This window comes from Antarctobacter sp., assembly GCF_965277915.1.
In the GTDB taxonomy this organism is placed as follows: Bacteria; Pseudomonadota; Alphaproteobacteria; order Rhodobacterales; family Rhodobacteraceae; genus Antarctobacter.
This window is the reverse complement of the sequence record NZ_OZ255849.1, coordinates 2,303,378-2,326,987: the sequence shown is the minus strand read 5'-3', so window position 1 is coordinate 2,326,987 and position 23,610 is coordinate 2,303,378. Positions and strand designations below refer to the sequence as shown.

The window sequence follows — 23,610 nt, the reverse complement described above, 5'->3', positions numbered from 1 at the left end:
AGAAGCTATGAAACCGCCCGGCATATGAAAAATCTATAATCCTAATGTCTGCATAAGGTTGGCCTATGTGCGCATGGCCACCAACATCCCGACCGACCTTCTTCGCAGTTTCGTCACCGTCGTCGACCTTGGCGGCTTTACCCGGGCTGCGCAGGCGCTGGGGCGAACTCAACCCGCCATCAGCCTGCAGATCCGGCGGCTGGAGGAGCTTTTGCAGACCAAGTTGATCCGTACCGCCGGACGGCAGTTTGCGCTGACGGATGCGGGCGTGGCGCTGGGACCCTATGCGCGCCAGATGCTGCGGCTGAACGACGATATCGTGGCGCATTTCGGAGATCGGTCGCTGTCGGGGCGCATCCGTGTCGGCGTGCCGACGGACTTCGCTCATAGCTTTCTGTTGGAGGCGATTGCGGATTTTGCGGTGACACATCCCGAGGTCAACATCGAGATCGAAAGCCTGTTGTCCAGCGGACTGCGCACGGCACTTGCCGCCGATACGTTGGATATCACCGTGGCCGTGGTGCCCGAGGGCGATGTGTCCTACCTCGTCGAAAGCGCGCTGGTCGACCCCTTTTGGGCGGTCAAGGACAGTTTCCACCCGGACCTCAGGGCGCCCTTGCCGATCCTCTGTCACCCGGAGCCCTGCGAATATGCCAGCCGGATGCGCGATGCGCTGCGTCTTGCCGGGCGCAGCTGGCGCACGGTGCTGCTGTCCCGGGACGTGGCCGGTTTGCAGACGGCGGTGCGCGCCGGGCTGGGGGCTACGGCACTGACCCCCGCGACATTGCTGCCGGGGATGCGGGTCGGCCGCCCGGACGAGGGTTTTCCCCAGTTGGCGCCCCTGCGCATCGGTCTGTTCTACAAACATGCGGCGCTCAGCGGGGCCGGGCACGGGCTGGCGCAGCACCTGCTTGAACATATCCAGGGATCGCGATCAGCGGCCAAAACATAAGCACTCCTAATGCGACCATACCAACTGGAAATTTCCCAGTTGGTCCAATCTGCTCATAGGCTGTGCACCAGATCGCTTTGGCCGCAGTTTCGCGGATCGGGCGGCGGACAACAGACCAGACCGACACGGAGGTTCCATGACCAGATCGACCTTTACCCTTTCGCGGCGGCGCCTCCTTGCCGGGGCAGCGGGTGCCGCACTGACGACGCCGATGATCAACCGCGCCTGGGCCGCGGACCCGGTGCAGATCAACATGCTGGCCTGGTACGGCCATGCCGAGCCGGACATCGTGGCCGAGTTCGAGGCCGCCAACAACGTCAAGTTCGTGCCGAAATACTATGCGGGTGGCGACAATATGCTGGGCCTGATCGCCCAGTCGCCTCCGGGTACATATGACCTGATCCTGTCGGATGCCGAGTTCGTGCAACAGTTGAACATGGCCGGATACATCGAGGAAATGGACCCCAGCCTATACCCTTTCGACGATTTCTGGCCAGAATACCAGAAGTTCCCAGGCCACTGGACCGACGACCAGCTTTGGTCGGTGATGGTGCGGTTCGGCCTGCTGGGAGTGTCCTACAACTCGGACGTTATGACCCGCGAAGAGGCGATGAGCTACAACGCCTTCTGGAATCCCAAGATCACCGGCAAGCTGGGCCATTTCGACTGGCACTTGCCGTCGCTCGGCCAGATCTCGCTGTTGAACGGCAACCGCGACCCGTCGCCCTTCGACATTTCCGAGGACGCCTGGGAGGCGGTCATGGAAAAGACGCTGAGCCTGAAACCGCAGGTCGGCGGCTACTTCGATTACGGCGGCACCTTTGCCAGCCTCAAGAACGGCGAGATGCTGGCGATGGCGGGCATCGGCGACTGGATCACCGGTGTTCTGCAAAAGGACGGTGCGCCAGTGGCGAGCGTGATCCCCGAAGAGGGCGGCATCCAGTGGACCGAGAGCTATTCCATCGGCAAGGGCACGACCAAGCACGAGATCATCAACAAGTTCATCAACTACATGCTGAGCCCCGAGGGCCAGGTGAAGTCGATCAAGATGGCCGCCTACCCGGGTCTTTCGCCGCTGAAATCCGGCTGGAAGGCCATCCAGAAGGCAGATCCGGCCGAGGCCAAACGCTCGGGCCTGATCGAAGGGGATGACCAGTCGCCGATCAAGCTGCTGTCCGAGGGCCGGCTCTTCTTCCGCGACATCCCGCGGCAGCAGGACCTCGAGGACTGGAACGATTTCTGGTCCGAGTACAAGACCGCCTGAGCGCAGGCATCGCGCCCCGGCCCTGTGCCGGGGCCTCTTTCCCTCCGGTTCCCCGATCATGTCCAAACGCTTTGAAGCCTATCCCTATGTCTGGCGCCTGCCGCTGCTGATCTGGCAAGGGCTGTTCTTTGTCGGGCCGCTGATCCTGATGGTTGTCATGTCCTTCTGGCTGGTGCGCAACTACCGGATGGAGCCGGACTTCGTTCTCAAGAACTGGGACCGGATGCTGGGGCGCGACTATTTCTGGAACGCCTATTGGGTCACGCTCTGGCGCGCGACGCTGGCCGGTGTGCTGGCCAGCCTGATCGCCTTCCCGGCCTCCTATGCGCTGGCCTTTCGCGTGTCTGAAACCACCCGCCGCTGGGCGATCTTCTTCCTCATCGTGCCTTTCTTCACCTCCTACCTTGTGCGGGTCTACGCTTGGCAGGTGCTGCTGGCCGAAAGCGGGCCGATCAACGCCGTTCTGGGCTTTGGCGGGCTGGGGCCCTTCACCATGCTGAACTCCGGCTTTGGCGCGATGGTGGGCTACATGACCCTTGTCCTGCCGCTGGTCGTCATCCTGCAGACCTTCAGCCTCGCCGCCATCGACCGCAACCTGATCGAGGCCGCCTGGAACCTGGGCGCGTCGCCGCGAGAAACCTTGTTCCAGGTGATCCTGCCCGCGGCGCGGATTGGCCTCATCCTAGGTGCCACCTTTGCCTTCATCCTGTCATTTGGCGATTTCGTCAGTCCGTTTTACCTTGGGGGGTCAAAGCCACCGACACTCTCGATCCTGATCATCGACACCACCAAGTCCGGCCAGCAGTGGCCACGCGCCGCCGTCGTTGCCATCATGATGATCGCGACGCTGTTCGTTGCGGCCTTTGCTGCCGTCGGCGCGGCCTACGGACGGAGGAAATGATGCGTCCCTCGGACATCGCCTTTCGCCTTTACCTCGTGGCACTGTTTACCTTCGTCTTCCTGCCGATCCTGACCAGCATGGTCTTTTCGCTGAACTCCGATCGCTTTCCCACTGTTCCGTTGGGCGAGGTCACGACCCATTGGTACGAAACCGCCTTTTCCCGGCCCGAGGTCTGGACCGCCTTCGGCAACTCGCTGATCGTGGCCGTCTGCGCCGCCGCGCTGTCCACCACGCTGGGCTTTGTCACCGCCTACACGGATTTCCGCTACGGGTTCCGGTTCAAACCCGCCTACCTGGCACTGGCCCTGCTGCCGCCGACCATCCCGCTGGTCATCATGGGACTGGCGATGCTGGCCTGGCTGGGACGGTTGGGGATCTCCGGCACGTTGCCCGGCATCATCGTGGCCCATACGGTCATGGGCGCGCCCTTTGCGATGGCGATCCTCCGGCTCAGGCTCAGCCAGATGGACCCCGCGCTGGAGGCGGCTGCCTGGAACCTTGGGGCCTCGCAGTGGCGGGCCATGCGGGCCGTGGTCATTCCCTTCTGCCTGCCGGCGCTGATCTCGGCCTATTGTCTGACCGCCGCCGTCAGCTTTGACGAATTCATCGTGGCCTGGTTCGTCTCGGGCCTGAACAAGACGGTGCCGGTGATGATCCTCGAAATCCTTCAGGGCAACGTCGATCCCCAGATAAACGCCATCGGCACGGTCGTCTTCCTGACCTCGATGGCTCTGGTGATCATCGCCCAGCTCCTGATCCTGCGAAAGACCAATGCATGACTGACACGGATCCGCTTGTCCGCTTTTCGGGCGTCCGCAAGACCTATGGCACCTTCGAGGCGGTCAAGCACCTCGACCTCGACATCGGGCGGGGTGAATTCGTCGCCATCATGGGGCCCTCGGGCTGCGGCAAGACGACGACACTGCGGATGCTGGCCGGGCTGGAAGAGCCGACAGCGGGTGCGATCACCATCGACGGCCGAGTCATGAACGAGGTCTCTGCCCATGATCGCGACACCCCGCTGGTCTGGCAGTCTCTCGCGCTGTTTCCCTTTCTGAACGTCAAGGAAAACGTCGAATTCGGGCTAAGGATGCGCGGCGTGCCCAAGGCCGACAGGCACGGGCGGGCGATGCTCTGGCTCGAACGCCTCGGGCTCAAGGGGTTCGAAACGCGCCGCATCGACCAGCTTTCCGGCGGCCAGCGCCAGCGCGTGGCCCTGGCGCGGTCGCTGGTGACGGAACCCCGGATGCTGCTGCTGGATGAGCCGCTCTCGGCGCTCGACGCGCATCTGGTGATCCGCATGCAGGGCGTTCTGACCCGGTTGCAAAAGGAACTGGGCATCACCTTCGTCTATGTGACGCATTCCCAGTCCGAGGCATTCGCAATGGCGGATCGCGTGGTCATCATGGGGCACGGAGAGATTGCCCAGATCGGAAAACCGCAAGAGATCTTCCGCGCTCCAAGAAACCGCTTTGTCGCGGAATTCGTCGGTCGCAACAATATCCTGCCCAGTGGCACGCCGGATCAGGAACTGGTGGTGGCCGCAGACCGGATGCAGGTCAGCTCCAGCGATCCGGGAGAGGGCGCACTGGCGGCGGAATTCCTGTCGGAAGAATTCGCAGGCACCGGGATCATCTGCTATTTCGAAGGTCCGGAGGGCGTGGAACTCAAGGCGCAGGTCACCGAGGACCAGCTTGCCGACCTTTCCCCCGAACCGGGCCAGCGGTTCTGGTTGAACTGGGCGCCCGGCGCGGCGCATGTGATGGCCAGGACATGAACCCGGAACATGAACAGGGGACAGGGCGCATGAACATCGACATCCTGGTGAAGGGCGGGTTGCTCGCAGATGGGACCCAGGCCGATATCGCCATTTCGGACGGCCTCATCACGGCGGTGGAGCCGGGCATCACCGCAGAGGCGGGCGAGGTGATCGACGCCGGCGGCAAGCTGGTTTCGCAACCTTTCATCGACTGTCACTTTCACATGGACGCGACGCTCAGCTACGGGCGCCCGCGGGTCAATGCCTCGGGCACCCTGCTCGAAGGCATCGCGCTTTGGGGAGAGTTGAAACAGCAGCAAAGGCGCGAGGATATCGTCGCACGCGCGCTAAACTATTGCCGCCAGGCGGTGGGAAAGGGCGTTTTGGCGATCCGCAGCCATGTCGACGTGACCGATCCGAATTTCCGCACGGTCGAGGCGCTGCTGGAAGTGCGCGAGGCGGTGCGGGAGGTGCTTGACCTCCAGCTTGTCGCCTTCCCGCAGGACGGCTGGTACAGGGCGCAGGGCGCCGAAAAGCAGGTGATCCGCGCGCTGGATGCAGGTGTCGACGTGGTCGGCGGCATCCCGCATTTCGAACGAACGATGGCGGATGGAGCGGCTGCGGTCCGTGCGGCCTGTGAACTGGCGGCGGAACGGGGCCTGCGCGTGGACCTGCACTGCGACGAAAGCGACGATCCCCTCAGCCGCCACATCGAGACCCTGGCCGCCGAGACGATCCGCTGCGGTCTGCAGGGCCGCGTGGCGGGCTCTCACCTGACCTCGATGCATTCGATGGACAATTACTACGTCTCGAAACTCCTGCCACTGATCGCCGAGGCGCAGGTGGCGGCCATCCCAAATCCCTTGATCAACATCACCCTGCAGGGACGAATGGATACCTATCCGAAACGGCGAGGATTGACCCGTGTGCCGGAACTGCGCGCTGCGGGCGTCACGGTGGCCTTTGGCCAGGACTGCGTGCGCGACCCCTGGTATCCGCTGGGCTCGGGCGACATGCTGGACGTGGCGCACATGGGGCTTCACGTAGCGCTGATGACGGCACCCGAGCAGATGCGCACCGCTTTCCAAATGGTGACGGAAGACCCGGCGACGATCATGGGTCTGGACCTCGGCCTCGCGCCCGGAAAACGCGCCAGCCTCGTGGTTCTGGACGCGCCTGACCCGATCGAGGCATTGCGCCTGCGCCCCGCGCGCCTCGCTGTCATCTCGAACGGCCGCGTCGTGGCCCGCACGGACCCGGCCCAAACCGCACTTTCGGCGGGGTTCTAACCTCTCCTTTTTCCCCTGGAGAAACCTGCCGCCGCCATTTGTGCGCAACCTTATGCGGACTTGGCACAGGCCCTTTATCTTTGGGCCGAAAATACCTCTGGGCGGGCGGGGGGCAAAGCCCCCCGGCGGTCGCCGCGCGCCAGCGCGGCGAAACACCTATTGAAAGAGGCTCAGGCCATCAGATGTTCCCGCGCCGCCGCCCGGATCATGTCGGCCGCCTTCTCGGCAATCATGATCGTGGGGGAGTTGGTGTTGCCTGAGGTAATGCGGGGCATGACTGAGGCATCGACCACCCGTAGCCCGCCGATGCCGTTCACCTTGAGGTCGGGTCCCACCACTGCTGCAGGGTCGGTGCCCATGCGCGCCGTGCCCACGGGGTGAAAGATGGTCGAGGCGATCTGCCCGGCGCCTGCGGCCAGGTCTGCATCGCTCTGATAGCCGGGCCCCGGCTTGAATTCCTCGGGACGGTATTTTGCCAGCGCATCCTGTTCCATGATCCGCCGCGTCAGCCGGATCGCCCGCGCCGCCACGATCCGGTCGCCCTCGGTCGAGAGGTAATTCGGCTGGATCTCGGGATGCGCCATCGGATCCGGTGAGGTGATGCGCACATGGCCCCGGCTTTCGGGCCGAAGGTGGCAGACGCTGGCAGTGATCGCGTCGAACTCATGCGGAGGCTGTCCGAAAGCCTCCAGCGTCACCGGTTGGACGTGGTATTCCAGGTCGGGGGTCGCAACCTCGTCCGAGGAATAGGCAAAGGCCCCAAGCTGGCTGGGCGCCATCGACATTGGCCCAGTGCGCCGCGCCAGGTATTCCAACCCGATTTTCGCCTTTCCCCAGAGCGACGAAGTCATGCTGTTCAATGTCTTTGCGCCAGAGACCTTGTAAGCACAGCGGATCTGCAAGTGGTCCTGCAGGTTGGCGCCGACTGCGGGCTGATCCAGGACGGTCTCGATCCCCTGTTCCTGCAACAGGGAACCGGCCCCGATCCCCGAGAGCTGCAGGATCTGCACCGACCCGATCGACCCCGCAGACAGGATGACTTCGCGCCTTGCATGTACCTGCATCGGGGCATTCTGGCGCCGGAACCGCAGGCCGGTCGCCCGACGCCCGTCAAAGAGCAGCCGCTCTGCCTGGGCATGGGTCATGACATCCAGGTTGGCCCGCTGCCGTGCCGGTTTCAGGAACCCCTTGGCCGTGCTCCACCGCCAGCCCTTGCGCTGGTTGACCTTGAAGTAACCGACGCCGAAATTGTCGCCCCGGTTGAAATCATCACTCTCGGGCAAGCCCGCCTGGACCGCCGCCGCCTTCCAGGCGTCAAGGATCTCCCAGCGCAGGCGCGGCTCTTCGACCCGCCATTCGCCGCCGGTGCCGTGCATCTCGTCGGCGCCGCCGTAATAGTCCTCTGACTTGAGAAAGTAGGGCAGAACGTCGTCCCAGCCCCAGCCGGTCAGCCCCATCTGCCGCCAGCCGTCGTAATCCGCCGCCTGTCCGCGCAGGTAGAGCATCCCGTTGATCGAGGAACAGCCGCCCAGCACCTTGCCGCGCGGATAGAGCAACGTTCGCCCGTGCAGGCCGTCGCAGGCGGCGGTCTTGTACCCCCAGTCGGTGCGCGGATTGCCGATGCAGTACAGGTAGCCGACCGGGATGTGGATCCAGTGGTAATTGTCGCTGCCGCCCGCTTCCAGCAGCAGAACGCGGGTGTCTGGGTCCTCGGAAAGGCGGTTTGCCAGCACGCAGCCTGCGCTGCCCGCGCCGACGATGACATAGTCATAGGTTCCAAGTTCCTGCAAAGTCGCCTCCCTCCGGTCCGGGGCAGTATGGGTTCTGGCGGTACGGTGGCGCAATCTGCAAAAACGAACGGTGAATGCCTGTTTCCGTTCAATGTCTCGCTCGGTATCTTGCTCCGAAAGGAGGGCCCCGGCATGAGCGCACCCCTCGACTGGGCCGATGTTCGCTATTTCCTGGAAACCGCCCGGGCCGGACGCTTCAGCGGCGCCGCACGTCGGCTGGGCGTCAGTCATACCACGGTCGCCCGCCGGGTCGCGCGGCTGGAAGAGGCCCTGCGCAACCGCCTGCTGGAGCCGGCAGCGGGCGGTCTGGTTCCGACAGAGGCGGGCGCTGCCCTGATCCCGCTGGCGGAACGGATGGAGTCACAAGCGGCGCAGATCCTCGACCGCCTGCAGCGGCCCGGCGCCTTGACCGGGCGGGTCCGGATCGGGGCGCCCGACGGATTCGGCAACGCGGTGCTGTCGCGGATGCTGCCCGGTCTCTTGCGGCTGGAACCGGAACTGGAGATTGAGCTGGTCCCGGTGCCCGCCGCGCACAAGCTGTGGAACCGCGAGGTCGACATTGCCATCAGTCTTGATCGCCCGCAAACCGGGCGGCTTGTGATGCAGAAACTGACCGACTACGAGCTGCGGCTCTATGCGTCGCGTGCTTTCCTGAAGGCGCATGGCTGCCCGCAAGACCGCGATGCCCTCGGACGATTGCCGCTGGTCGGGTACATTGACGAGTTGCTCTATACCGAGGCACTGGATTTCAATCGTCTGGTGCATCCGGGCGCGCGGACGGTTTACAAGGCCGCCACCGTCCAGGCCCAGCTTGAAGCAGTGCAAAGCGGGGTCGGGCTGGGCGTGCTGCCCTGTTTCATGGCGCGCGAGACGGCGCTGGTCCCGGTCCTGCCGGACCAGATCCGATTTACCCGCGCGTATTGGTTGCTTCATGCCGAAGACGATCGCGAATTCTCGCGCATTCGCAGGGTGATCGATTTCCTGCGCGAAGAGACACATGCGCTGGCAGATGTGTTCCGGTACGACACTCAGTCCGGGGGGTGATGCCAGGTGATTGCAACCGGATGCGGCAAGAGACCGGCAAACCAGGCGTCCAGTTCCATGCGCAATTGATCCATCAACGCGGCCCGGTCGGGGCGATCGATGATCCAGACGAAGCCGTGGGCCGCGCCCGGCGGTCGATCTTTGGGAAGGGGCAGGCACATCCGGTGGAAACGTGGTGAGCATCGCGCACGATCCATGCAAAGGAGCGCCCTTGGGAAATTTCCCGGTCATGCGAGGCGCGGTCGTGCAGGTTCTCCTGTAGGGTCAGTCGCCGAACACGCCTTTCAGCACAGGTGCCGATCCGGTGACGGCTGTGAAATCCTCCTCGACCTCTGCCGGGGGCAGCGGTGTCAGGACAAAGTTGGGGAGTTATGCGCTGCGGGGCAGGGGGCCGCCGTCGAAATCCGGGTGTCTCATACCGGGCTCATGTGCCGGGCTCTTTCGCCTCTCGCATGAAAGGGTTTTCGTCCGGAACCTCGAAATCCAGTACCAGCTCGCCCTTTTCGCGTGCGTCCGCCATGTAGCGAAACGCGTTCACGGACATGCGCATCAGATGATCGCCGGCTTTCATCGGCGGATATTTCTCCATGACCTCGGGGGTGCGGAACTTTTCCAGCGGTTCGACCACCGCATGGTAGTCCAGACCAAAGAACAGCGGGAAGGAATACCTTTCTTCGCCAAGGTTGGCGACGCGGTGCTGGGTGGACTTGAACTGTCCGCCGGACCATGTCTCGAAGATGTCGCCGATGTTGACCACGAAACACCCCGGGATCGGCGGCGCTTCGATCCAGACATCCTCGGCGTTCATCACCTGCAGGCCCGGGGCGCCGGTCATCAGGATGGTGAAACACTCGAAATCCGAATGGGCCGCGATGCCGACCAGGTCCTTGGTCGCGGGCATCTCGTTCGGCACATAGCGCAGGAGACGCAACTGCGAGGTGGGATAGGTGATGTGCCGGGTCAGTTCCTCGGTCTCGACCCCCAGTTCCATCGCCAGCGCGTCCAGCAGGCGCAGGCCAAGGCCGAAGGCCTGATCGTAATAGGTTGAAATCGTGTCTTTCCAACCGGGAATGTCAGGCCAGACGTTCGGACCGGTCATGCGCCAACCGGCAAGATGATCGGGGTGATCCGCGGGCGCCTCGTAGGACATGTCCCAGGCTTCGTTGAAGTTGATCGACTTGGGGAAGTCGGCGCCGTTTTCCTCGAAGGGGACGTAGCCGCGGTGGTGGGTGGTAAAGCCCGACCAGTACTTCATCTTGAAATTTCGCGGCTTCTCGTGAAATTCCTTCGATGCGGCAAAGACCGCGTCGATCAGGTCCTGCGAGATCCCGTGCCCGGTGATGTAGAAGAAGCCCGAGGTGCGTGCCGCATTCCCCAGTTCGGCGGCGACCTTTGCCTTGTCCGCCGCGTCCCCCGTGAACAACCCCGACAGATCGACGACGGGCAGCGTCGCATCCTCAACGGTCAGGGCCTTCTGGTCGTCCGATATCGTGCTGCGCGCCATGCGTCGTCTCCCGAGTCGTTTGCCTGTTCTCAGGCTGGCTCGAAACGACGAAGCGGGTCTCTGCGGCGATTAAGAATGCCGCCGGATTGGCGCCCTTTGCCTTCAATTTGATCAATTGCCGGGGCCGCTGGTCCTTTCGCGGTCGCTTTCTTTGACCGTTCACCGGTCTGCGCGCGCTCATGGGATCATGATGGGGCCGCCAGCGTCGATGCGGCGGAAGGCGCGGCCGGGGAATGAGGAAGTTCACCATGACCAAGTTCAACAGACGTACCTTGCTCCAGACCGGGGTTGCAGGTTTCGCCGCCTCCAGCGTGCTGGGCACGCCGCTGATCGCTCAGACACGCAGCCTGAAGATCGGCAGCTATGGCGGCTACTTCGAGGACAGCTTCAAGGAATTCGTCTATCCCGCCTTTACCGATGCCACCGGCATCGCGGTGGAAAGCGTGACCCAGCCCAACTCGACCGACTGGCTGGTGACGATGCAGCAGGCAACGGCCGCCGGCAGCGTGCCCGCCGACCTTTCGCTTTATGCCCGCGACACGCTGATCAAGGCCAGCCGCATCGGCGGGCTTCTGAAACCGCTGAACCTGTCGGCCATGCCGGCGGCGGGCAACCTCGATCCCTATTTCGTCTTCGAGTCCCCCGAGGGCGCGCTGGGGGTCGGGGCAATGTCCTGGTTCACGGCAATGGTCATCAACCCGGGCCAGGTCGAGGCGCCTGCCAGCTGGGCCGAGTTCTGGGACAGCTCAATCTACGAGGCATCGCTGGGCCTGTCGCGCAACTACAATTCGCAGTTCCTGGACATCGTCGCGGCGACCTTCTTCGACGGCGAAGCGACCTTCAAGACCGATGAGGGCATTCTCGCGCTGATCGAGAAGGCGGCCGAGATCAAGCCGAATGTCGCGCTGTGGTGGTCGGCGGAAAGCCAGATGGAACAGTCGATGAAGAACGGCGACGTGATCGGCGGGCAGTATTACCTGGATGTGGCCAACCTGATGGCCGCCGACGGTTTCCCGATCAAGCCGGTCTTTCCCAAGGAAGGCAACCCGCAGGACTATGGGTCGTGGTGCCTGTCGTCGCTGTCGGACAAGGCGGACGAGGCGGCGGAGTTCATCAATTTCTCGTCCGATCCGGCGACACAGGCCTTGATGAGCCGCAAGATCGGCACTGCGCCCCTGCTGGACCAGTCCAAGACCGACCTGACGGACGAGGAGTTCGCCTTTGTCTCTGGCACGCCGTCGATCCGGCCCGCCTACGAGGCCTACCTGGACAAGGAGACCTTCATCAAGGAGAGTTGGGACAAGATGCTGGCAGGGGCATAGGCGCCCATGTCCGGCCTTGTTCTAAAGGGCATCTCGAAGAGCTTCGGCGGCACCCGTGCCGTCGAGCAGGTCAATCTCACCTTCGCCGAAGGGCAGCTGACGGCGCTGTTGGGGCCGTCCGGCTGCGGCAAGACCACGCTTTTGCGGATGATCGCGGGGCTCGAGGCGCCGTCATCCGGCGCGTTGCTCTTGGGGGCGCGGAATATCACCGACCTGCCGGCGCACAGGCGCAAGTTCGGCATGGTTTTCCAGAACTTTGCCCTGTTTCCGCACCTCAGTGTGCGCGAAAACGTGGCCTACTCGCTCAGCATTTCCGGGGTGGGCAGGTCGGAGGCGGCTGAGCGGGCGAACCGTTTGCTGGATCTCGTGCAGCTGTCGGCCTTTGGCGACCGGCGCATCGGGGCGCTTTCGGGTGGCCAGCGGCAACGCGTGGCCATCGCGCGGGCGCTGGCGCAGGAACCGGAGGTCTTTCTTCTGGACGAGCCGATGTCTGCGCTCGACGCCAAGCTGCGCGAGGAAATGCAGGTTGAACTGCGACTGCTGCAACAGCGCCTTGGCATCACCACCGTCGTCGTCACCCATGACCAGCGCGAAGCGATGACGATGGCCGACAGCATCGTCGTCATGTCGAATGGACGTGTCGAACAGGTCGGCAGCCCGCAGGACATCTATCACCGCCCCGAAAACGCCTTTGTCGCGGATTTCATCGGCAAGGCCAACTTCTTTGATGGCGTGACCGAGGCCGGGGGGATCCGTATCGGGGCCACGCATCTCTCCGCCAAGCCGAATTTCGTCAATGGTTCGCCGGTGCGAGTGGCGATCCGTCCGGAACGCGCATGCCTGGACGATGATCCGGGCGAAAACCGGATGCCCGCGAAGGTGACATTCGTGCGCGATCTCGGTCCGGTGAGAGAATATCATCTTGAAACGGCTTTCGGCCCCATGGTGGTCGAATACGCCCTGGGCGAAGGCGGCAAGACCCTAGTCATCGGGGACCGGACCGAGGTGCGCCTGCCGCCCGAGGCGCTGCATGTCTTCCCCGATCCGCAGGCCGCGGTGGCCGCCGAATGACAGCGGTAGAGCGGATCGCGGCCGATACGGCAGACCGCCCTGCGCGCGAGCGTCTGACGCCGCGCCGCATCCTGCCCTGGCTTCTAAGCGCGGTGATCGGGGTGCTTTGCGTCGTGCCCTTCCTGCTGGTCATCGCGATTAGTTTCGGCCGCAAGATCGAGGGGGCCGCCTGGGTCTGGGACTTCACGCTCGAGAACTACGAGCGGTTTTTCGTCGGCGCGCTCTGGCCGGACGAGGTGACGTTTCTCTACCTCCAACAACTTGGGTTCAGCTTTTGGTACGCGGTGGTCGCCTCTCTGCTGGCGGTGATGACGGCACTGCCCTTTACGCTGCTTCTGACAGGGCTGTCGCGCAGGGCACAGGCGGCCTGGCTGGTCTTCATCCTGTCGTCGCTCTCGCTCTCCGAGGTCTTCATCGTCATGGGCTGGGACATCCTGCTGTCCAACAACTCGGGCCTGCCGGCGCTGTTCAAGTCCACTGGGCTGACCCAGTGGTTGAAGGACGTTGGCTGGTTCCAGACCTTGCGCGACTGGGGCCTGGCCAGCCCGCGCAACGTCAAATTCAAGACCTCGCAGTTCGCGACCATTCTGACCATGAGCTACCTCGTCTGGCCCTACGCGGTCATCCTTCTCTTCCCGGCGCTGTCGCGCCTCGACCGGTCGCAGAGTGAAGCGGCGCGAACGATGGGGGCAGGGGGATGGACCGTCGCGCGCACGGTGATCCTGCCGGCGATCCGGCTGCCGCTTTTCGGCTCGACCTTGCTTCTGTTTGTCTTCCTGCTGGGCACCTATGTCGCCGTGACGGTGTTCGCCGCGCCGGCACAGCACACGACGGCGGTGGCAATCTATACCAACATCCGCGGTGCCAATCTCAACGCGCCCTTCGGGGCGACGCAGGCGGTGATCCTGTTGATCTCGGCCGGGGTCTGCCTGGGCCTCGGCCACCGGTTGAACCGATGGGCGGAGGCGCGGTGATGCGTGTCCTGGGACCTCTCTACATGGCATTCTGCGCGGTCCTGCTGGCGCTGCCGATTGCCGTGGTCTGCGGCGCCGCGTTGAACGGTGGTCGCAGCATGTTCTTTCCTCCGCGCGACCCCACGCTGGCGCGGTTCGGCGAGTTCTTTGTCTCCGAGCCAGTCTGGACGCAGGCCCTTCTGAACTCTGTCGTCGTCGCGGTCGGGGCGGCCACCTTGGCGGTGCTGCTGGCCTGGCCGGTGGCTTACCTGCTGTGGTCGACAGGTTCGAAACTGTCGCGCACGCTGGCGGCGCTTGGGTCCATGCCCTTTGCCGTGCCGCCCATCGTCTTTGGCGTGGGGTTGGGGTTCTTCTGGGGTTTCCTGGGCGGGCTGGGCACGATCTGGGCCGGTGTCGTCAGCCACGCGGTCCTGCTGATGGCGCTGCCGCTGGTCACGATCTCGATCGGGTTGCAAAGCATCGACCGGTCGCACCTCGACGCCGCCGCAACGATGGGGGCCACGGAATCCGTGACCTTCCGAACCGTGATCCTGCCGCAGACGATCCCCTATACGATCTCCGGTTTCTTCTTCGTGCTCGTGCTTTCGTTCAACGAGTTCATCGTCATGTTCTTCGTCTCGGCCTCGGGGTTTGCCACCGTGACGTTGCAGATCTTCAACTCGCTGAGGAACGGCTACACGCCGACAATGGCCGTCGCGGCGATCACCTTCATCGGTGTGTCCGTCCTTGTCTTTTCCGCCGTCGCCCGATGGGGCGACCTTCCGCGCCTGATGGGCGCGGATCAATCCCGCAACTGAAGGAGAGCGTCATGGCCCGTCAGCCCACCATCGTCGGAAACCCGGTTCTTCTGGTGATCGACATCCAGAAGAGCGCCTTCATGGAGGTCAAGGCCGGCATCCCCGTGATGCCCGGATACCGAGAGAACATGCAGCGCGCCCGCAGCGTCGTGGATGCCGCCCATGACGCGGGCATCCCCGTGGTCTTTGTTCAGGAAATCCATCGCCGCGACATGGTGGATTACGGTCGTGAGCTGGACGGATCAGAGGACATCCATTGCATGGAGGGGGAACCGGGTACGCCGGTCGCCTTCGAGGAAATGGGACGTCTGCCGGGCGACTACTACGTCCCCAAGCGGCGCTATTCCTGTTTCTACGGGACCGAGATGGAGATCCTGCTGAAGGGCCTGAAGGCGCAGACGCTGATCCTGGTCGGCGGTATGACGGATGTCTGCGTCCACTACAGTTTCGTCGACGGGCACCAGGGCGATTACCATTGCCGCGTGGTGGCGGATTGCGTGGGCGGGACCTCGCCCGAGGCGCACCAGGCCGCGTTGAACGCGATGGAGTACCTGCAGGAAGGCGCGGTTCTGAGCGCCGAGGAAATCATCACGGCGATGAGCGAACAGAGGATGGCCGCGGAATGATCACGACACAGACACTCCAAGGCCATTGGCACCGGGCATGGCTCAAGTCTCAGGCCTTTTGCGACACGGAAACGACCGTGCACTGGATGCAGTGCGGCCCGCTTTACGTCGATGTCCGCATTCCGCCGAACCGGCCCGATACGCGCGGCGCCACGGCGCTGGCGGACCTTCCGGATGCGGCTCTGCTGTCGCTGCTGCGGGCCGAAGGCTTTGCGGGCGTTGTCGAACTGAACGCGGATGTCTGCACTTGGCAGCGGCTGATCAACTGGCATGGCCGCCCCGAGCAGGAGGACAGCGGTCATCTCGAATTCCGCGGCTCGGATCAACTGATGGAGACAGGCGTTCTGGGCGACTATGCCGAACTCTGGAACCGCCGCAGCGACCACCCTGCCAGCGCGGTGCACCTGAAGGCGGGCAGTTCCGACGCCTTTCTTGTCACCATCGGAACGCGGTTCGTCTTTGGAATCGGCCTGCAAGAAGCGGAAAACTCGCGCAACACGATCGCCGCGCTGGAGGCGGGGCAGCGGACCTGGGCCATGCAACAGCAATTCGGATATGTCTTTGCCTTTGGCTGCTGGGACGGGGCGCACGGGATCGCGGAACTGTCCACGAATCCCCTGATCGAGGGGCAACGCTTGCTAAGCTGCACCGGAGATGGCGAATTGATCTGGCACGCGGTGGATTTCCTTGGCCAGTCTCGGGACGTGCCGCTGACACGCCCGGTGGAGATGCTCAACCACGTTGCCTGAGAGGGCGTGTCAGGCGCCCCAAAGTTCGAGGTAGTGATCGACGATCCGGTGACAGCGGTCGCGCCCGAAGGACGGATCGTGGCCGCCTAAGACCCGGTTGACCGGCAGCGCCCGGATGCGGCGCAGAGTGTCGGCATAGGCGGCGATGTCCATGCCCGGCCCCTCGTAGATCAGTGGCCCGTCGTAGATCGCGTCGGCCCCGAAAAACGTTCCGCTGTCGCTCTGCCAAAGGCCGATCTGGCCGGGTGAATGCCCGGGCAGATGCAGCACCTCGGCTTTCCAGTCGCCAAGATCCACCATTGCGCCGTCCTCTACCGTCCCGGTCGCGGGCGCCGGTTTTAGAGTATAGGCATCCAGGTCGAACCCCGCGTGCGGGAGCGCATCCACCAGGTGTGGCCAGAGCGGCGGATAGCCCGCATCGACAAAGAGTTTGCGGATCCGGTCCGGGATCCCGGAGGTGTCGAGGCTGTAGGCTTCCGGCGCGGCCAGTTCGTCGGCCTCCAGCGGGTGCACCAACCGCGTTTCGAATTCATGCGCGGCACCGATGTGATCGACATGTGTGTGGGTGGTGAACAGGATCAGCGGCCTTGCAGGATCGGGCCTCAGCGCGTCGACCGCAGGCCGCAGCGGCGCCACGCCCATGCCGCTGTCGACAACCAAATCGGCCTCTGACCCCAGAACCAGAAAGATGTTGGCGGAAAAGATCGGATGCACATGCGGTTCGCTCAGAACCCAGGTGCGTACGTCGATCTGATGTGTGCCGTACCACGGCGAGGCAACGGGATAGCGCATGTCCGCAGCCTGGCCCGGCGGAACGAGTTGCGCAACAAGCCTGCCCGTTTTTCAGACATAGCGCCGTGAGGCCGCCCGTATTTTCAGCGAATGCGTTTTGATCCGCCCTGAATTGAAGCACCTCAGGTGACAGAATTTCCATGCGCAAGATGCTGATCGGTGCAGGGCGTCTAGGGTTCCGCCTCACTCTCTCCCTTGAGGGTCTGGTCCGAGAGACGCCACCGGTCGGGCAAATTCCCGGCGGGACACGGCGGGGCAAAATCCCGGGAGAAGACTGCGCGTTGGGGGCTACCGTTCTCTCGAGTTCCGCCTCGGTCCCCCGATTTGCGAACCTATTGGCGGAACGCTGCACGAGGGGACTACCCATGTTTGCAAGACGCCATTTCATGGCCGCCACCGCGGCGCTGGCCATGCTGACCGGCGCACCCGCGCTGGCTCAGGAGAAGACCGATTTCCGTGTGGCCTGGTCGATCTACGTCGGATGGATGCCCTGGGGCTACCTGGACGACTCCGGGATCATGGACAAATGGGCCGAGAAATACGGCATCACCGTCGAGATCGTGCAGATCAACGACTATGTGGAATCCATCAACCAGTACACCGCCGGGGCCTTTGACGGTGTTTCGGCGACCAACATGGACACGCTGTCGATCCCGGCCGGCGGCGGGGTGGATACCACCGCGCTGATCGTCGGCGATTTCTCGAACGGCAACGATGCGGTGATCGTCAAGGAAGGCGGCCTGGCCGAGCTTGCGGGAAAACCGGTCAACCTGGTGGAACTGTCGGTCTCGCATTACCTGCTGGCCCGCGCGCTGGACAGCGTCGACCTGGCAGAGCGGGATCTGGACGGGGTGATCAACACCTCGGACGCGGACATGATCGCCGCCTTTACCACGGCGGACGTGCAGGCGGTGGTCACATGGAACCCGCTGGTCTCGACCATCCTTGAGGAGCCGAACGCGACCAAGGTCTTTGATAGTTCCGACATCCCCGGCGAGATCATCGATCTGATGGTGGTCAACACCGACACGCTGGCGGCCAACCCGGATTTCGGCAAGGCGCTGGTTGGCGCCTGGTACGAGGTGATGGGCCTGATGGCGGCGGGAGACGAAGAGGTGCTGACCGCGATGGCCGAAGCCTCCGGCACGGATCTGGCTGGCTACAAGGCACAACTGGATTCGACCGAGATGTTCTATGACCCGGCCGCCGCCGTGGCCTTTGCCAATGGCGCAGAGCTGCCGACCACCATGGTCAACGTGGCCGAGTTCCTCTTTGACAAGGGGATCCTGGGCGAAGGCGCGCCCAGCCCGGATTTCGTCGGCGTGGAATATCCCGATGGCACGACCACCGGTGACCCGAACAACGTCAAGTTCCGGTTCGACACCACCTACATGCAGATGGCGGCGGACGGGACCCTGTAGGCCAACCGCGGCCCGGCCGATCGCGCCGGGCCGCGCACCCCTGACCACCTTGTCCCGGGTCCCCGTCCCGGGGCCGCTGCCGCCTAGAGGATACCCCATGCGCTGGATCAATCGAAGACCGGGCCCGGTTCTGGCCACGGTGCTGGCCGCCTTGCCGTTTCTCGCCGTGCTGGTCATCTACATGATCGGGTCGGAAATGCGGCTTGCGGTGAACCCGTCGGACAAGCTCTTGCCCGCGCCTACCACGATCCTTTCGACGGCTGAACGCCTTCTGACCGAACCGGACCGGCGGTCGGGAGAGATCCTGTTCTGGCTGGACACCTGGGCCAGCCTCAGGCGGCTGTTCATCGGCGTGATGATCGCGTCCTCTTTGGCGCTGATCATGGGCATCCTGATCGGGATGCTGCCCTACATGCGGGCGCCTTTCGCGCCCTTCGTGGCGGTCTTCTCGATGGTGCCGCCGCTGGCGGTCCTGCCGATCCTTTTCATCATGCTGGGGCTGGGCGAGGTGTCCAAGGTCGCTCTGATCGTCATCGGCATCGCGCCTTTCCTGATCCGCGACATGAGCCAGCGGGTGATCGACCTGCCACGCGAACAGTTCATCAAGGCGCAGACGCTGGGGGCGTCCTCGATGGCGATCGGGTTGCACGTGATCCTGCCACAGGTCCTGCCGCGCCTGATCGCTGCGGTGCGCCTGTCGCTTGGTCCGGCCTGGCTGTTCCTGATCGCCGCCGAGGCCATCGCCGCCGACCAGGGATTGGGCTACCGCATCTTCCTTGTCCGGCGCTACCTCGCGATGGACGTGATCCTGACCTACGTCGTCTGGATCACGCTTCTGGCCTACCTGCTGGATTTCGCGCTGCGCCAGCTCTCGAAACGGGCCTTCCCCTGGGATGGAGAGTCGCTATGAGCTATGTCGAAGTCAAAGGCGTGGCCAAGGCCTATGGCAAGCGCACCATCATCGAGAACATCAACGTCTCGGTCGCCAAGGGACAGTTCATTTCCATCGTCGGTGCCTCTGGCTGTGGCAAGTCCACTTTCCTCCGGCTGCTCTTGGCGCAGGAAATGCCGACGCACGGCGAGATCCACATCGACGGCGCGCCGATGGCGCAGGAGCCGGGGCGCGATCACGGCATCGTCTTTCAGCGCTATTCGGTCTTTCCGCACATGACGGTGATCGACAACCTCGTGGCCGCCATCGCCTTCGACTCGAATTTCTGGGGCCGGCTGTCGCGTGCACGCAGGAACGAGGAACGCGCCAGGGCGCGCAAGACGCTGGATCGGATCGGGCTTGGCCATGTGGCGGGGCAGTACCCGGCAGACCTTTCGGGCGGGATGTTGCAGCGGCTGGCCATCGCCCAGGCGCTTGCCAGCGACCCCAAGATCCTGCTGCTGGACGAACCCTTTGGCGCGCTGGACCCGGGGACCAAGATCGTCATGCACGATTTCCTGCAGGAACTGCGGGATGAGACCGGCATGACCGTCTTCATGATCACCCACGACCTCGAAGAGGCTTTCAAGCTGGGAGATCGCGTCTGGGCCTTCGACAAACCCGTGTGGGACGAGGAGGACCCGGAGAAGAACGCCGCCACGATCACCTATGATTTCGACGCCCGCGACGACGGTATCCCATTCCAGACGCTGAAGGAGCGTACCAATGTGTTGCAGGCACGCTAGGGACGGGGCGGAGCGGGTATCCCCCACTGAGCCGGAGGTGCAAAGGCGCGCATGATGGCCGCAAGGGATATTCGCCATGTAATGGACAGCCACACAGGGACCAACGCGATGTCGTCCGCCGCGGTGGACATCGGTTCGATGTGGGCAGCGGCGCGGGGGCTGTGCCTTCGTGCCCGGGCAGGACATGGACAAACGGATATTGGGAAATTCCCGCGAACGCGGCACCTTGAATGCGCGCGCGTTCAGCTGGGCGATCTGGCGGGTGACAAACCCCGGAAGGATCGGGCGGGCGAGACGTTTGTAGTCGAGGCAAAGCTGGACGGTGTGCATAGCGCCATCGCGTTCGACCATGGCGGCAATTTGCTGCTGCAATGCCGAGGGCATTGTCTGACCGGCGGGGCACGACTTCTTCTGGAACGCCACCACCATCAGCCGGCAGGTGCGGGCCAAGACCCTGTCATCGGCGCGGGCCTCCAGCGCGAGGGGCGAGATCGTCTACCTAGAGGTGCCGCCCACCCGCCTGTCTCGCCAGAACCGCGACCGCGAGAACGAGGTGCCCCAGTCGGTCCTGGACGGGTAGATCCGAAAACTGGAACCGCCCGACCCCTGCGAAGCCCACCGCATTCACTACATCCTGCCGGAGACCGCTTGAGCGGCTCCGGCCTGATACCTCGGAAAGGAGATCGAGCATGATGTTTTCCACCCGTGACCGGAGCCGGTCGCACCATCCCAGCGACATGCGCGGGGATGAGCGACGCGCCCACCATCCGGACCTGACCAAACTGCAGGGCTGGAAGTCGATGAAGGCCGAGGCCGACATTCCCGAAAACCGCTGGGACGAGGAGCGCCGCTGGGCGCTGCGCATGGGGCTTACCGGGGCGGATACGATCGAGGACAAGTCGATCCCGACCTTCGCGCGCGGGGAACTGCCGCATTACGCGGGCATCAATACCTTTCTCAAGGCGCCCTACGCCGAGGACGTGACCGAGGTGCAGCACTACGACGCCACCGTGCTGGGAATCCCCTTCGACGGCGGTACAACCTATCGCCCCGGCACGCGTTTCGGGCCGCAGGGCGTGCGCAAGATCTCCGCGCTCTACACGCCTTACAACTACGAAATGGGGGTGGATCTGCGCGAGCAGATGACGCTCTGCGATGCGGGCGACGTGTTCACGATACCGGCGAACCTGGAGAAATCGTTCGACCAGATCAGCCGGGCGGTGAGCCATGTGTTCTCGTCCGGGAGTTTCCCGGTGATGATCGGCGGTGACCATTCTATCGGCTTTCCCTGCGTGCGCGGGATCGCGGAATGCACCTCGAAGAAGATCGGCATCGTGCATTTCGACCGCCATGCCGACATCCAGGAAAAGGACCTGGACGAACGGATGCACACGACGCCCTGGTTCCATTCGACGCTGCTGCCGAACGTGCCGGCCAAGAACCTTGTGCAGGTGGGCATCGGCGGCTGGCAGGTTCCGCGCGAGGCGGTGAAGGTCGCGCGCGAGCGCGAGACGAACATCATCACCATGTCCGACATGGAAAAGATGGGGGTCGACAAGACCGCCGAGATGGCGCTGGAAATGGCCTGGGACGGGGTCGACATGGTCTACATGTCCTTCGACATCGACAGCATCGACTGCGGGTTCGTCCCCGGCACGGGATGGCCCGAGCCGGGCGGGTTCCTACCGCGCGAGGCGCTGGCGCTGGCCTCCAAGGTCGCGGCCGAAGGACTTTGCGGGATGGAACTGGTCGAGGTTTCGCCGCCCTACGACACCTCGGACATCACGGCGTTGATGGGGACGCGGGTGATCGTGGACGTTCTGGGCAGCATGGTCGCAGCGGGCAAGATGGGGGCCCACAAGCAGCACATCGACAAGCCGGTGACGATCCCGCATGGCGAATACGAGGGCAACCGCTGGAGCAACAAGCCCTGATCGGGGCGGGAGGAACCCATGCCGCATGATATCGTGAACGGCCATATCGGCCACCATCATCACCCGCACGATCACAACCACCCGCACGACCACGACCACCTGCACAGCCACTTGCCGCCAGAGGACGAGGCGGCGGAGTTGCAGGTTCTGGCGACGCAATTCATCGACGGTTTCGTGCAGGCCGCCGACAAGACCGCCTATCTGCGGCTGGCCGGCGTGCCCTTCGAGCGGCCCGGCGCCGGGGGTGGCACGGCACTGAAGCTCGTGGACGTGGAGCTGAAGACCGAATGGCAGGTCGGCACGGCCTCGCCGTCCTTCGGGTCGCGCGAATTGAGTTACCTGCCGTTCCCGGGCGAAATGGTGCGCGAGCGGACCAACATGGCCCTGGTGTACGTGTCGATGACCGAAAAGTCCCTTTGGGACATTCGCCAGTTCCTGCGAGAACGCCTGGCCGGGCAAGGGGACTGACCTGGCCAGGGTGCCGGCCCGGTTTGTCCCGGGCTGACCGGGCCGGTACCATATCACTGTTGAGCGTATCGGTGGCCAGCATGTCTTCGGTCACAGAAGCAGCGTGTCGGGTCCAAGGTCCTCAACCGAGGTGTCTTGCAAGACCACGGTGACGCCCGCGTTCTGGAGCACCAGGTGGTCACCTTTCTGTCGGCTGTGGTCCAGAGCGTCCGCCGTGTCGGCATTGCCGAAGCCGCGCAGGTCCAGCGTGTCCCAGCCTTCGAAATCGGTGACCACATGGGTGCCGACCGAGGCAGGCGCGAAGACGAAGGTATCGGACAGATCGCCCCCGGACAGGGTTGAGTCCCCGGCACCCAGACCGCCTTGCCGCCTGTATCGGAAGCTCGGTTCAGGACATTCTGGCAAAGCATCTCGACAAAGGCCTCGTCGGTGAGATTGCCGTAGGTGGCCTGAAACTCGGGGCTGCGGACAAAGCCCGCGACGGCATCGAAATAGGCGGCGGCATCGGCCAGTTGCTGTGTCCAGTAGCCATGGTCGTTGCCATCCGACGCGCGCGCAAGTGTCGATTGGTGCAGGCGAAAGGTCATGCCGGCATAGGCGGTTTAGGCGCCGATCACCTGGTCGCCATACAGCACGTCGTCTCCGGCCTGTCCCAGCAGCCAATCGGCCCCGGATTGGCCAATGAGCGTATCCGCGCCACCGCCACCCTCCAGCAGATCGCGCCCGCGGGCGCCGTCGAGGCAATTGGCGGCGCCATTGCCAACGATGTGATTGTCGTGGCCATTGGCGATGCCGTCAATGGCGTCGGAATCGATCAGGACCTGGTCCTCGACATCGGGCGCGTCGGCCCACAGGCGGAAGGAGGCGGCGGCATTGATCAGATCGTAGCCCTTACCTGCCAGTTCGATCACCACGTCGTCCGGGTTGTCGATGTGATAGACGTCAATGCCGGTGCCGCCGACAAGCTTGTCATCGCCCTTGGTGTCCTGCAGCGTGTCGTCACCCGCCATACCGAAGATCCGGTCATTGCCCCAGGCGCCGTTCAGCGCATTGTCGCCAGAATTGCCGTCCCGCGCGCTGGTCAGCGGTGCGACCGAGGAATATGCGCGAACCAGGACGTAGGTTCCGGCCCCGTAAGTTTCGTTCAGCGCGTCGATGATCCCGTCCGCGATGCGGCCTGCATTGCTTTGGCCCGCCAATACGACAATCGGTGTTCCCACACGTCACCTCCGGTCGCCCCACACGCGAAACTGGCAATTGGCAATTAACGCAGCCT

The 23,610-nt window shown here is 63.9% G+C and carries 25 protein-coding genes, 2 pseudogenes and 1 riboswitch; of the genes and pseudogenes, 20 read left to right on the top strand and 7 right to left on the bottom strand.

Translation table 11 applies throughout. The features are described from left to right. Positions 1 to 73: 73 nt before the first annotated feature. The 7 genes and pseudogenes from ACQY5B_RS12175 (at position 74) to ACQY5B_RS12145 (ending at position 6,165) form a co-directional block, all read left to right on the top strand. Positions 74 to 952: a LysR family transcriptional regulator gene (locus tag ACQY5B_RS12175; protein WP_420325077.1), complete on the top strand. Its 879-nt coding sequence runs from the start codon at positions 74 to 76 to the stop codon at positions 950 to 952. A 136-nt stretch (positions 953 to 1,088) separates the two neighbouring features. Further along, positions 1,089 to 2,216 carry a polyamine ABC transporter substrate-binding protein gene (locus ACQY5B_RS12170; RefSeq protein ID WP_420325078.1) on the top strand — a complete coding sequence of 376 codons (1,128 nt, stop codon included), beginning with the start codon at positions 1,089 to 1,091 and terminating at the stop codon, positions 2,214 to 2,216. A 58-nt stretch (positions 2,217 to 2,274) separates the two neighbouring features. Further along, complete coding sequence (locus ACQY5B_RS12165) at positions 2,275 to 3,117, top strand: ABC transporter permease (RefSeq protein ID WP_420325079.1); 843 nt, start codon at positions 2,275 to 2,277, stop codon at positions 3,115 to 3,117. Continuing rightward, a complete protein-coding gene (locus ACQY5B_RS12160) occupies positions 3,114 to 3,896 on the top strand; it encodes an ABC transporter permease (protein WP_420325080.1) in 783 nt (260 codons plus the stop codon). The genes ACQY5B_RS12165 and ACQY5B_RS12160 overlap by 4 nt, the downstream gene beginning before the upstream one ends. After that, a pseudogene (locus ACQY5B_RS12155) lies at positions 3,893 to 4,327 on the top strand (ABC transporter ATP-binding protein); the annotation flags it as partial. The gene ACQY5B_RS12160 and the pseudogene ACQY5B_RS12155, both read left to right, overlap by 4 nt. A 174-nt stretch (positions 4,328 to 4,501) precedes the next feature. Beyond that, on the top strand, positions 4,502 to 4,894 hold the full coding sequence (locus ACQY5B_RS12150; RefSeq protein WP_424976731.1) for a TOBE domain-containing protein: 393 nt from the start codon (positions 4,502 to 4,504) through the stop codon (positions 4,892 to 4,894). A gap of 29 nt (positions 4,895 to 4,923) precedes the next feature. Next, positions 4,924 to 6,165, top strand: coding sequence for a cytosine deaminase (locus ACQY5B_RS12145; protein ID WP_420325081.1), 1,242 nt, complete (start codon positions 4,924 to 4,926; stop codon positions 6,163 to 6,165). A 170-nt stretch (positions 6,166 to 6,335) separates the two neighbouring features. On the opposite strand, the gene ACQY5B_RS12140 is transcribed toward ACQY5B_RS12145, so the two are convergent. Next, positions 6,336 to 7,955, bottom strand: coding sequence for a GMC family oxidoreductase (locus ACQY5B_RS12140; RefSeq protein ID WP_420325083.1), 1,620 nt, complete (start codon positions 7,953 to 7,955; stop codon positions 6,336 to 6,338). A 132-nt stretch (positions 7,956 to 8,087) separates the two neighbouring features. Here ACQY5B_RS12140 and ACQY5B_RS12135 point away from each other — a divergent pair, with 132 nt between their 5' ends. Further along, complete coding sequence (locus ACQY5B_RS12135; protein WP_420325084.1) at positions 8,088 to 8,999, top strand: LysR family transcriptional regulator; 912 nt, start codon at positions 8,088 to 8,090, stop codon at positions 8,997 to 8,999. Here the strand turns inward: ACQY5B_RS12135 and ACQY5B_RS12130 are convergent. Together ACQY5B_RS12130 and ACQY5B_RS12125 are read right to left on the bottom strand one after the other, a co-directional pair. Next, positions 8,984 to 9,160 carry a hypothetical protein gene (locus ACQY5B_RS12130; protein WP_420325085.1) on the bottom strand — a complete coding sequence of 59 codons (177 nt, stop codon included), beginning with the start codon at positions 9,158 to 9,160 and terminating at the stop codon, positions 8,984 to 8,986. The genes ACQY5B_RS12135 and ACQY5B_RS12130 overlap by 16 nt on opposite strands. Positions 9,161 to 9,423: 263 nt before the next feature. Further along, positions 9,424 to 10,503 carry an isopenicillin N synthase family dioxygenase gene (locus ACQY5B_RS12125; protein WP_420325086.1) on the bottom strand — a complete coding sequence of 360 codons (1,080 nt, stop codon included), beginning with the start codon at positions 10,501 to 10,503 and terminating at the stop codon, positions 9,424 to 9,426. Between the two features lie 248 nt (positions 10,504 to 10,751). Here ACQY5B_RS12125 and ACQY5B_RS12120 point away from each other — a divergent pair, with 248 nt between their 5' ends. Genes ACQY5B_RS12120 through ACQY5B_RS12095 form a run of 6 tightly spaced genes read left to right on the top strand, consistent with a single transcriptional unit; the run spans position 10,752 to position 16,042 of the window. Further along, a complete protein-coding gene (locus tag ACQY5B_RS12120) occupies positions 10,752 to 11,825 on the top strand; it encodes an ABC transporter substrate-binding protein (protein ID WP_420325087.1) in 1,074 nt (357 codons plus the stop codon). Positions 11,826 to 11,831: 6 nt separating this feature from the next. After that, entirely contained in the window at positions 11,832 to 12,896 is a 1,065-nt protein-coding gene (locus tag ACQY5B_RS12115) for an ABC transporter ATP-binding protein (protein ID WP_420325088.1), read from the top strand. Beyond that, entirely contained in the window at positions 12,893 to 13,870 is a 978-nt protein-coding gene (locus tag ACQY5B_RS12110) for an ABC transporter permease (RefSeq protein ID WP_420325089.1), read from the top strand. The genes ACQY5B_RS12115 and ACQY5B_RS12110 overlap by 4 nt, the downstream gene beginning before the upstream one ends. Continuing rightward, positions 13,870 to 14,667, top strand: coding sequence for an ABC transporter permease (locus tag ACQY5B_RS12105; RefSeq protein WP_420325090.1), 798 nt, complete (start codon positions 13,870 to 13,872; stop codon positions 14,665 to 14,667). Before ACQY5B_RS12110 ends, ACQY5B_RS12105 begins: the two co-directional genes overlap by 1 nt. Before the next feature lie 11 nt (positions 14,668 to 14,678). Continuing rightward, positions 14,679 to 15,293 (top strand): cysteine hydrolase family protein, encoded by a 615-nt coding sequence (locus ACQY5B_RS12100; protein ID WP_420325091.1) that lies wholly within the window; start codon positions 14,679 to 14,681, stop codon positions 15,291 to 15,293. After that, positions 15,290 to 16,042: a hypothetical protein gene (locus ACQY5B_RS12095; protein WP_420325092.1), complete on the top strand. Its 753-nt coding sequence runs from the start codon at positions 15,290 to 15,292 to the stop codon at positions 16,040 to 16,042. The genes ACQY5B_RS12100 and ACQY5B_RS12095 overlap by 4 nt, the downstream gene beginning before the upstream one ends. 9 nt (positions 16,043 to 16,051) lie before the next feature. On the opposite strand, the gene ACQY5B_RS12090 is transcribed toward ACQY5B_RS12095, so the two are convergent. Beyond that, on the bottom strand, positions 16,052 to 16,834 hold the full coding sequence (locus tag ACQY5B_RS12090) for an MBL fold metallo-hydrolase (protein WP_420325093.1): 783 nt from the start codon (positions 16,832 to 16,834) through the stop codon (positions 16,052 to 16,054). A 159-nt stretch (positions 16,835 to 16,993) separates the two neighbouring features. After that, a riboswitch (guanidine-I (ykkC/yxkD leader) is annotated at positions 16,994 to 17,106 on the top strand. Between the two features lie 93 nt (positions 17,107 to 17,199). Here ACQY5B_RS12090 and ACQY5B_RS12085 point away from each other — a divergent pair. From ACQY5B_RS12085 to ACQY5B_RS12060, 6 genes are all read left to right on the top strand, one after another. Next, positions 17,200 to 18,255, top strand: a complete 1,056-nt coding sequence (locus ACQY5B_RS12085) for a putative urea ABC transporter substrate-binding protein (protein ID WP_420325094.1) — start codon at positions 17,200 to 17,202, stop codon at positions 18,253 to 18,255. A gap of 97 nt (positions 18,256 to 18,352) precedes the next feature. Further along, entirely contained in the window at positions 18,353 to 19,165 is an 813-nt protein-coding gene (locus ACQY5B_RS12080; RefSeq protein WP_420325095.1) for an ABC transporter permease, read from the top strand. Then, the gene (locus ACQY5B_RS12075) at positions 19,162 to 19,932 is read left to right on the top strand and encodes an ATP-binding cassette domain-containing protein (protein WP_305970842.1); all 771 of its coding nucleotides are present in this window, start codon (positions 19,162 to 19,164) and stop codon (positions 19,930 to 19,932) included. The genes ACQY5B_RS12080 and ACQY5B_RS12075 overlap by 4 nt, the downstream gene beginning before the upstream one ends. Before the next feature lie 439 nt (positions 19,933 to 20,371). Beyond that, positions 20,372 to 20,512, top strand: a complete 141-nt coding sequence (locus ACQY5B_RS12070; protein WP_420325096.1) for a hypothetical protein — start codon at positions 20,372 to 20,374, stop codon at positions 20,510 to 20,512. Between the two features lie 109 nt (positions 20,513 to 20,621). Next, positions 20,622 to 21,866, top strand: coding sequence for an agmatinase family protein (locus ACQY5B_RS12065; protein ID WP_305970844.1), 1,245 nt, complete (start codon positions 20,622 to 20,624; stop codon positions 21,864 to 21,866). 18 nt (positions 21,867 to 21,884) lie between these two features. Next, positions 21,885 to 22,334 carry a hypothetical protein gene (locus ACQY5B_RS12060; RefSeq protein ID WP_305970845.1) on the top strand — a complete coding sequence of 150 codons (450 nt, stop codon included), beginning with the start codon at positions 21,885 to 21,887 and terminating at the stop codon, positions 22,332 to 22,334. A 90-nt stretch (positions 22,335 to 22,424) separates the two neighbouring features. Here the strand turns inward: ACQY5B_RS12060 and ACQY5B_RS12055 are convergent, their stop codons facing one another. From ACQY5B_RS12055 to ACQY5B_RS12045, 3 genes and pseudogenes are all read right to left on the bottom strand, one after another. Next, the gene (locus ACQY5B_RS12055) at positions 22,425 to 22,739 is read right to left on the bottom strand and encodes a hypothetical protein (protein WP_420328728.1); all 315 of its coding nucleotides are present in this window, start codon (positions 22,737 to 22,739) and stop codon (positions 22,425 to 22,427) included. A 5-nt stretch (positions 22,740 to 22,744) separates the two neighbouring features. After that, a pseudogene (locus ACQY5B_RS12050) lies at positions 22,745 to 22,921 on the bottom strand (DUF4214 domain-containing protein); the annotation flags it as partial. Between the two features lie 15 nt (positions 22,922 to 22,936). Further along, on the bottom strand, positions 22,937 to 23,554 hold the full coding sequence (locus ACQY5B_RS12045; RefSeq protein ID WP_420325097.1) for a calcium-binding protein: 618 nt from the start codon (positions 23,552 to 23,554) through the stop codon (positions 22,937 to 22,939). Between the last annotated feature and the right edge of the window lie 56 nt (positions 23,555 to 23,610).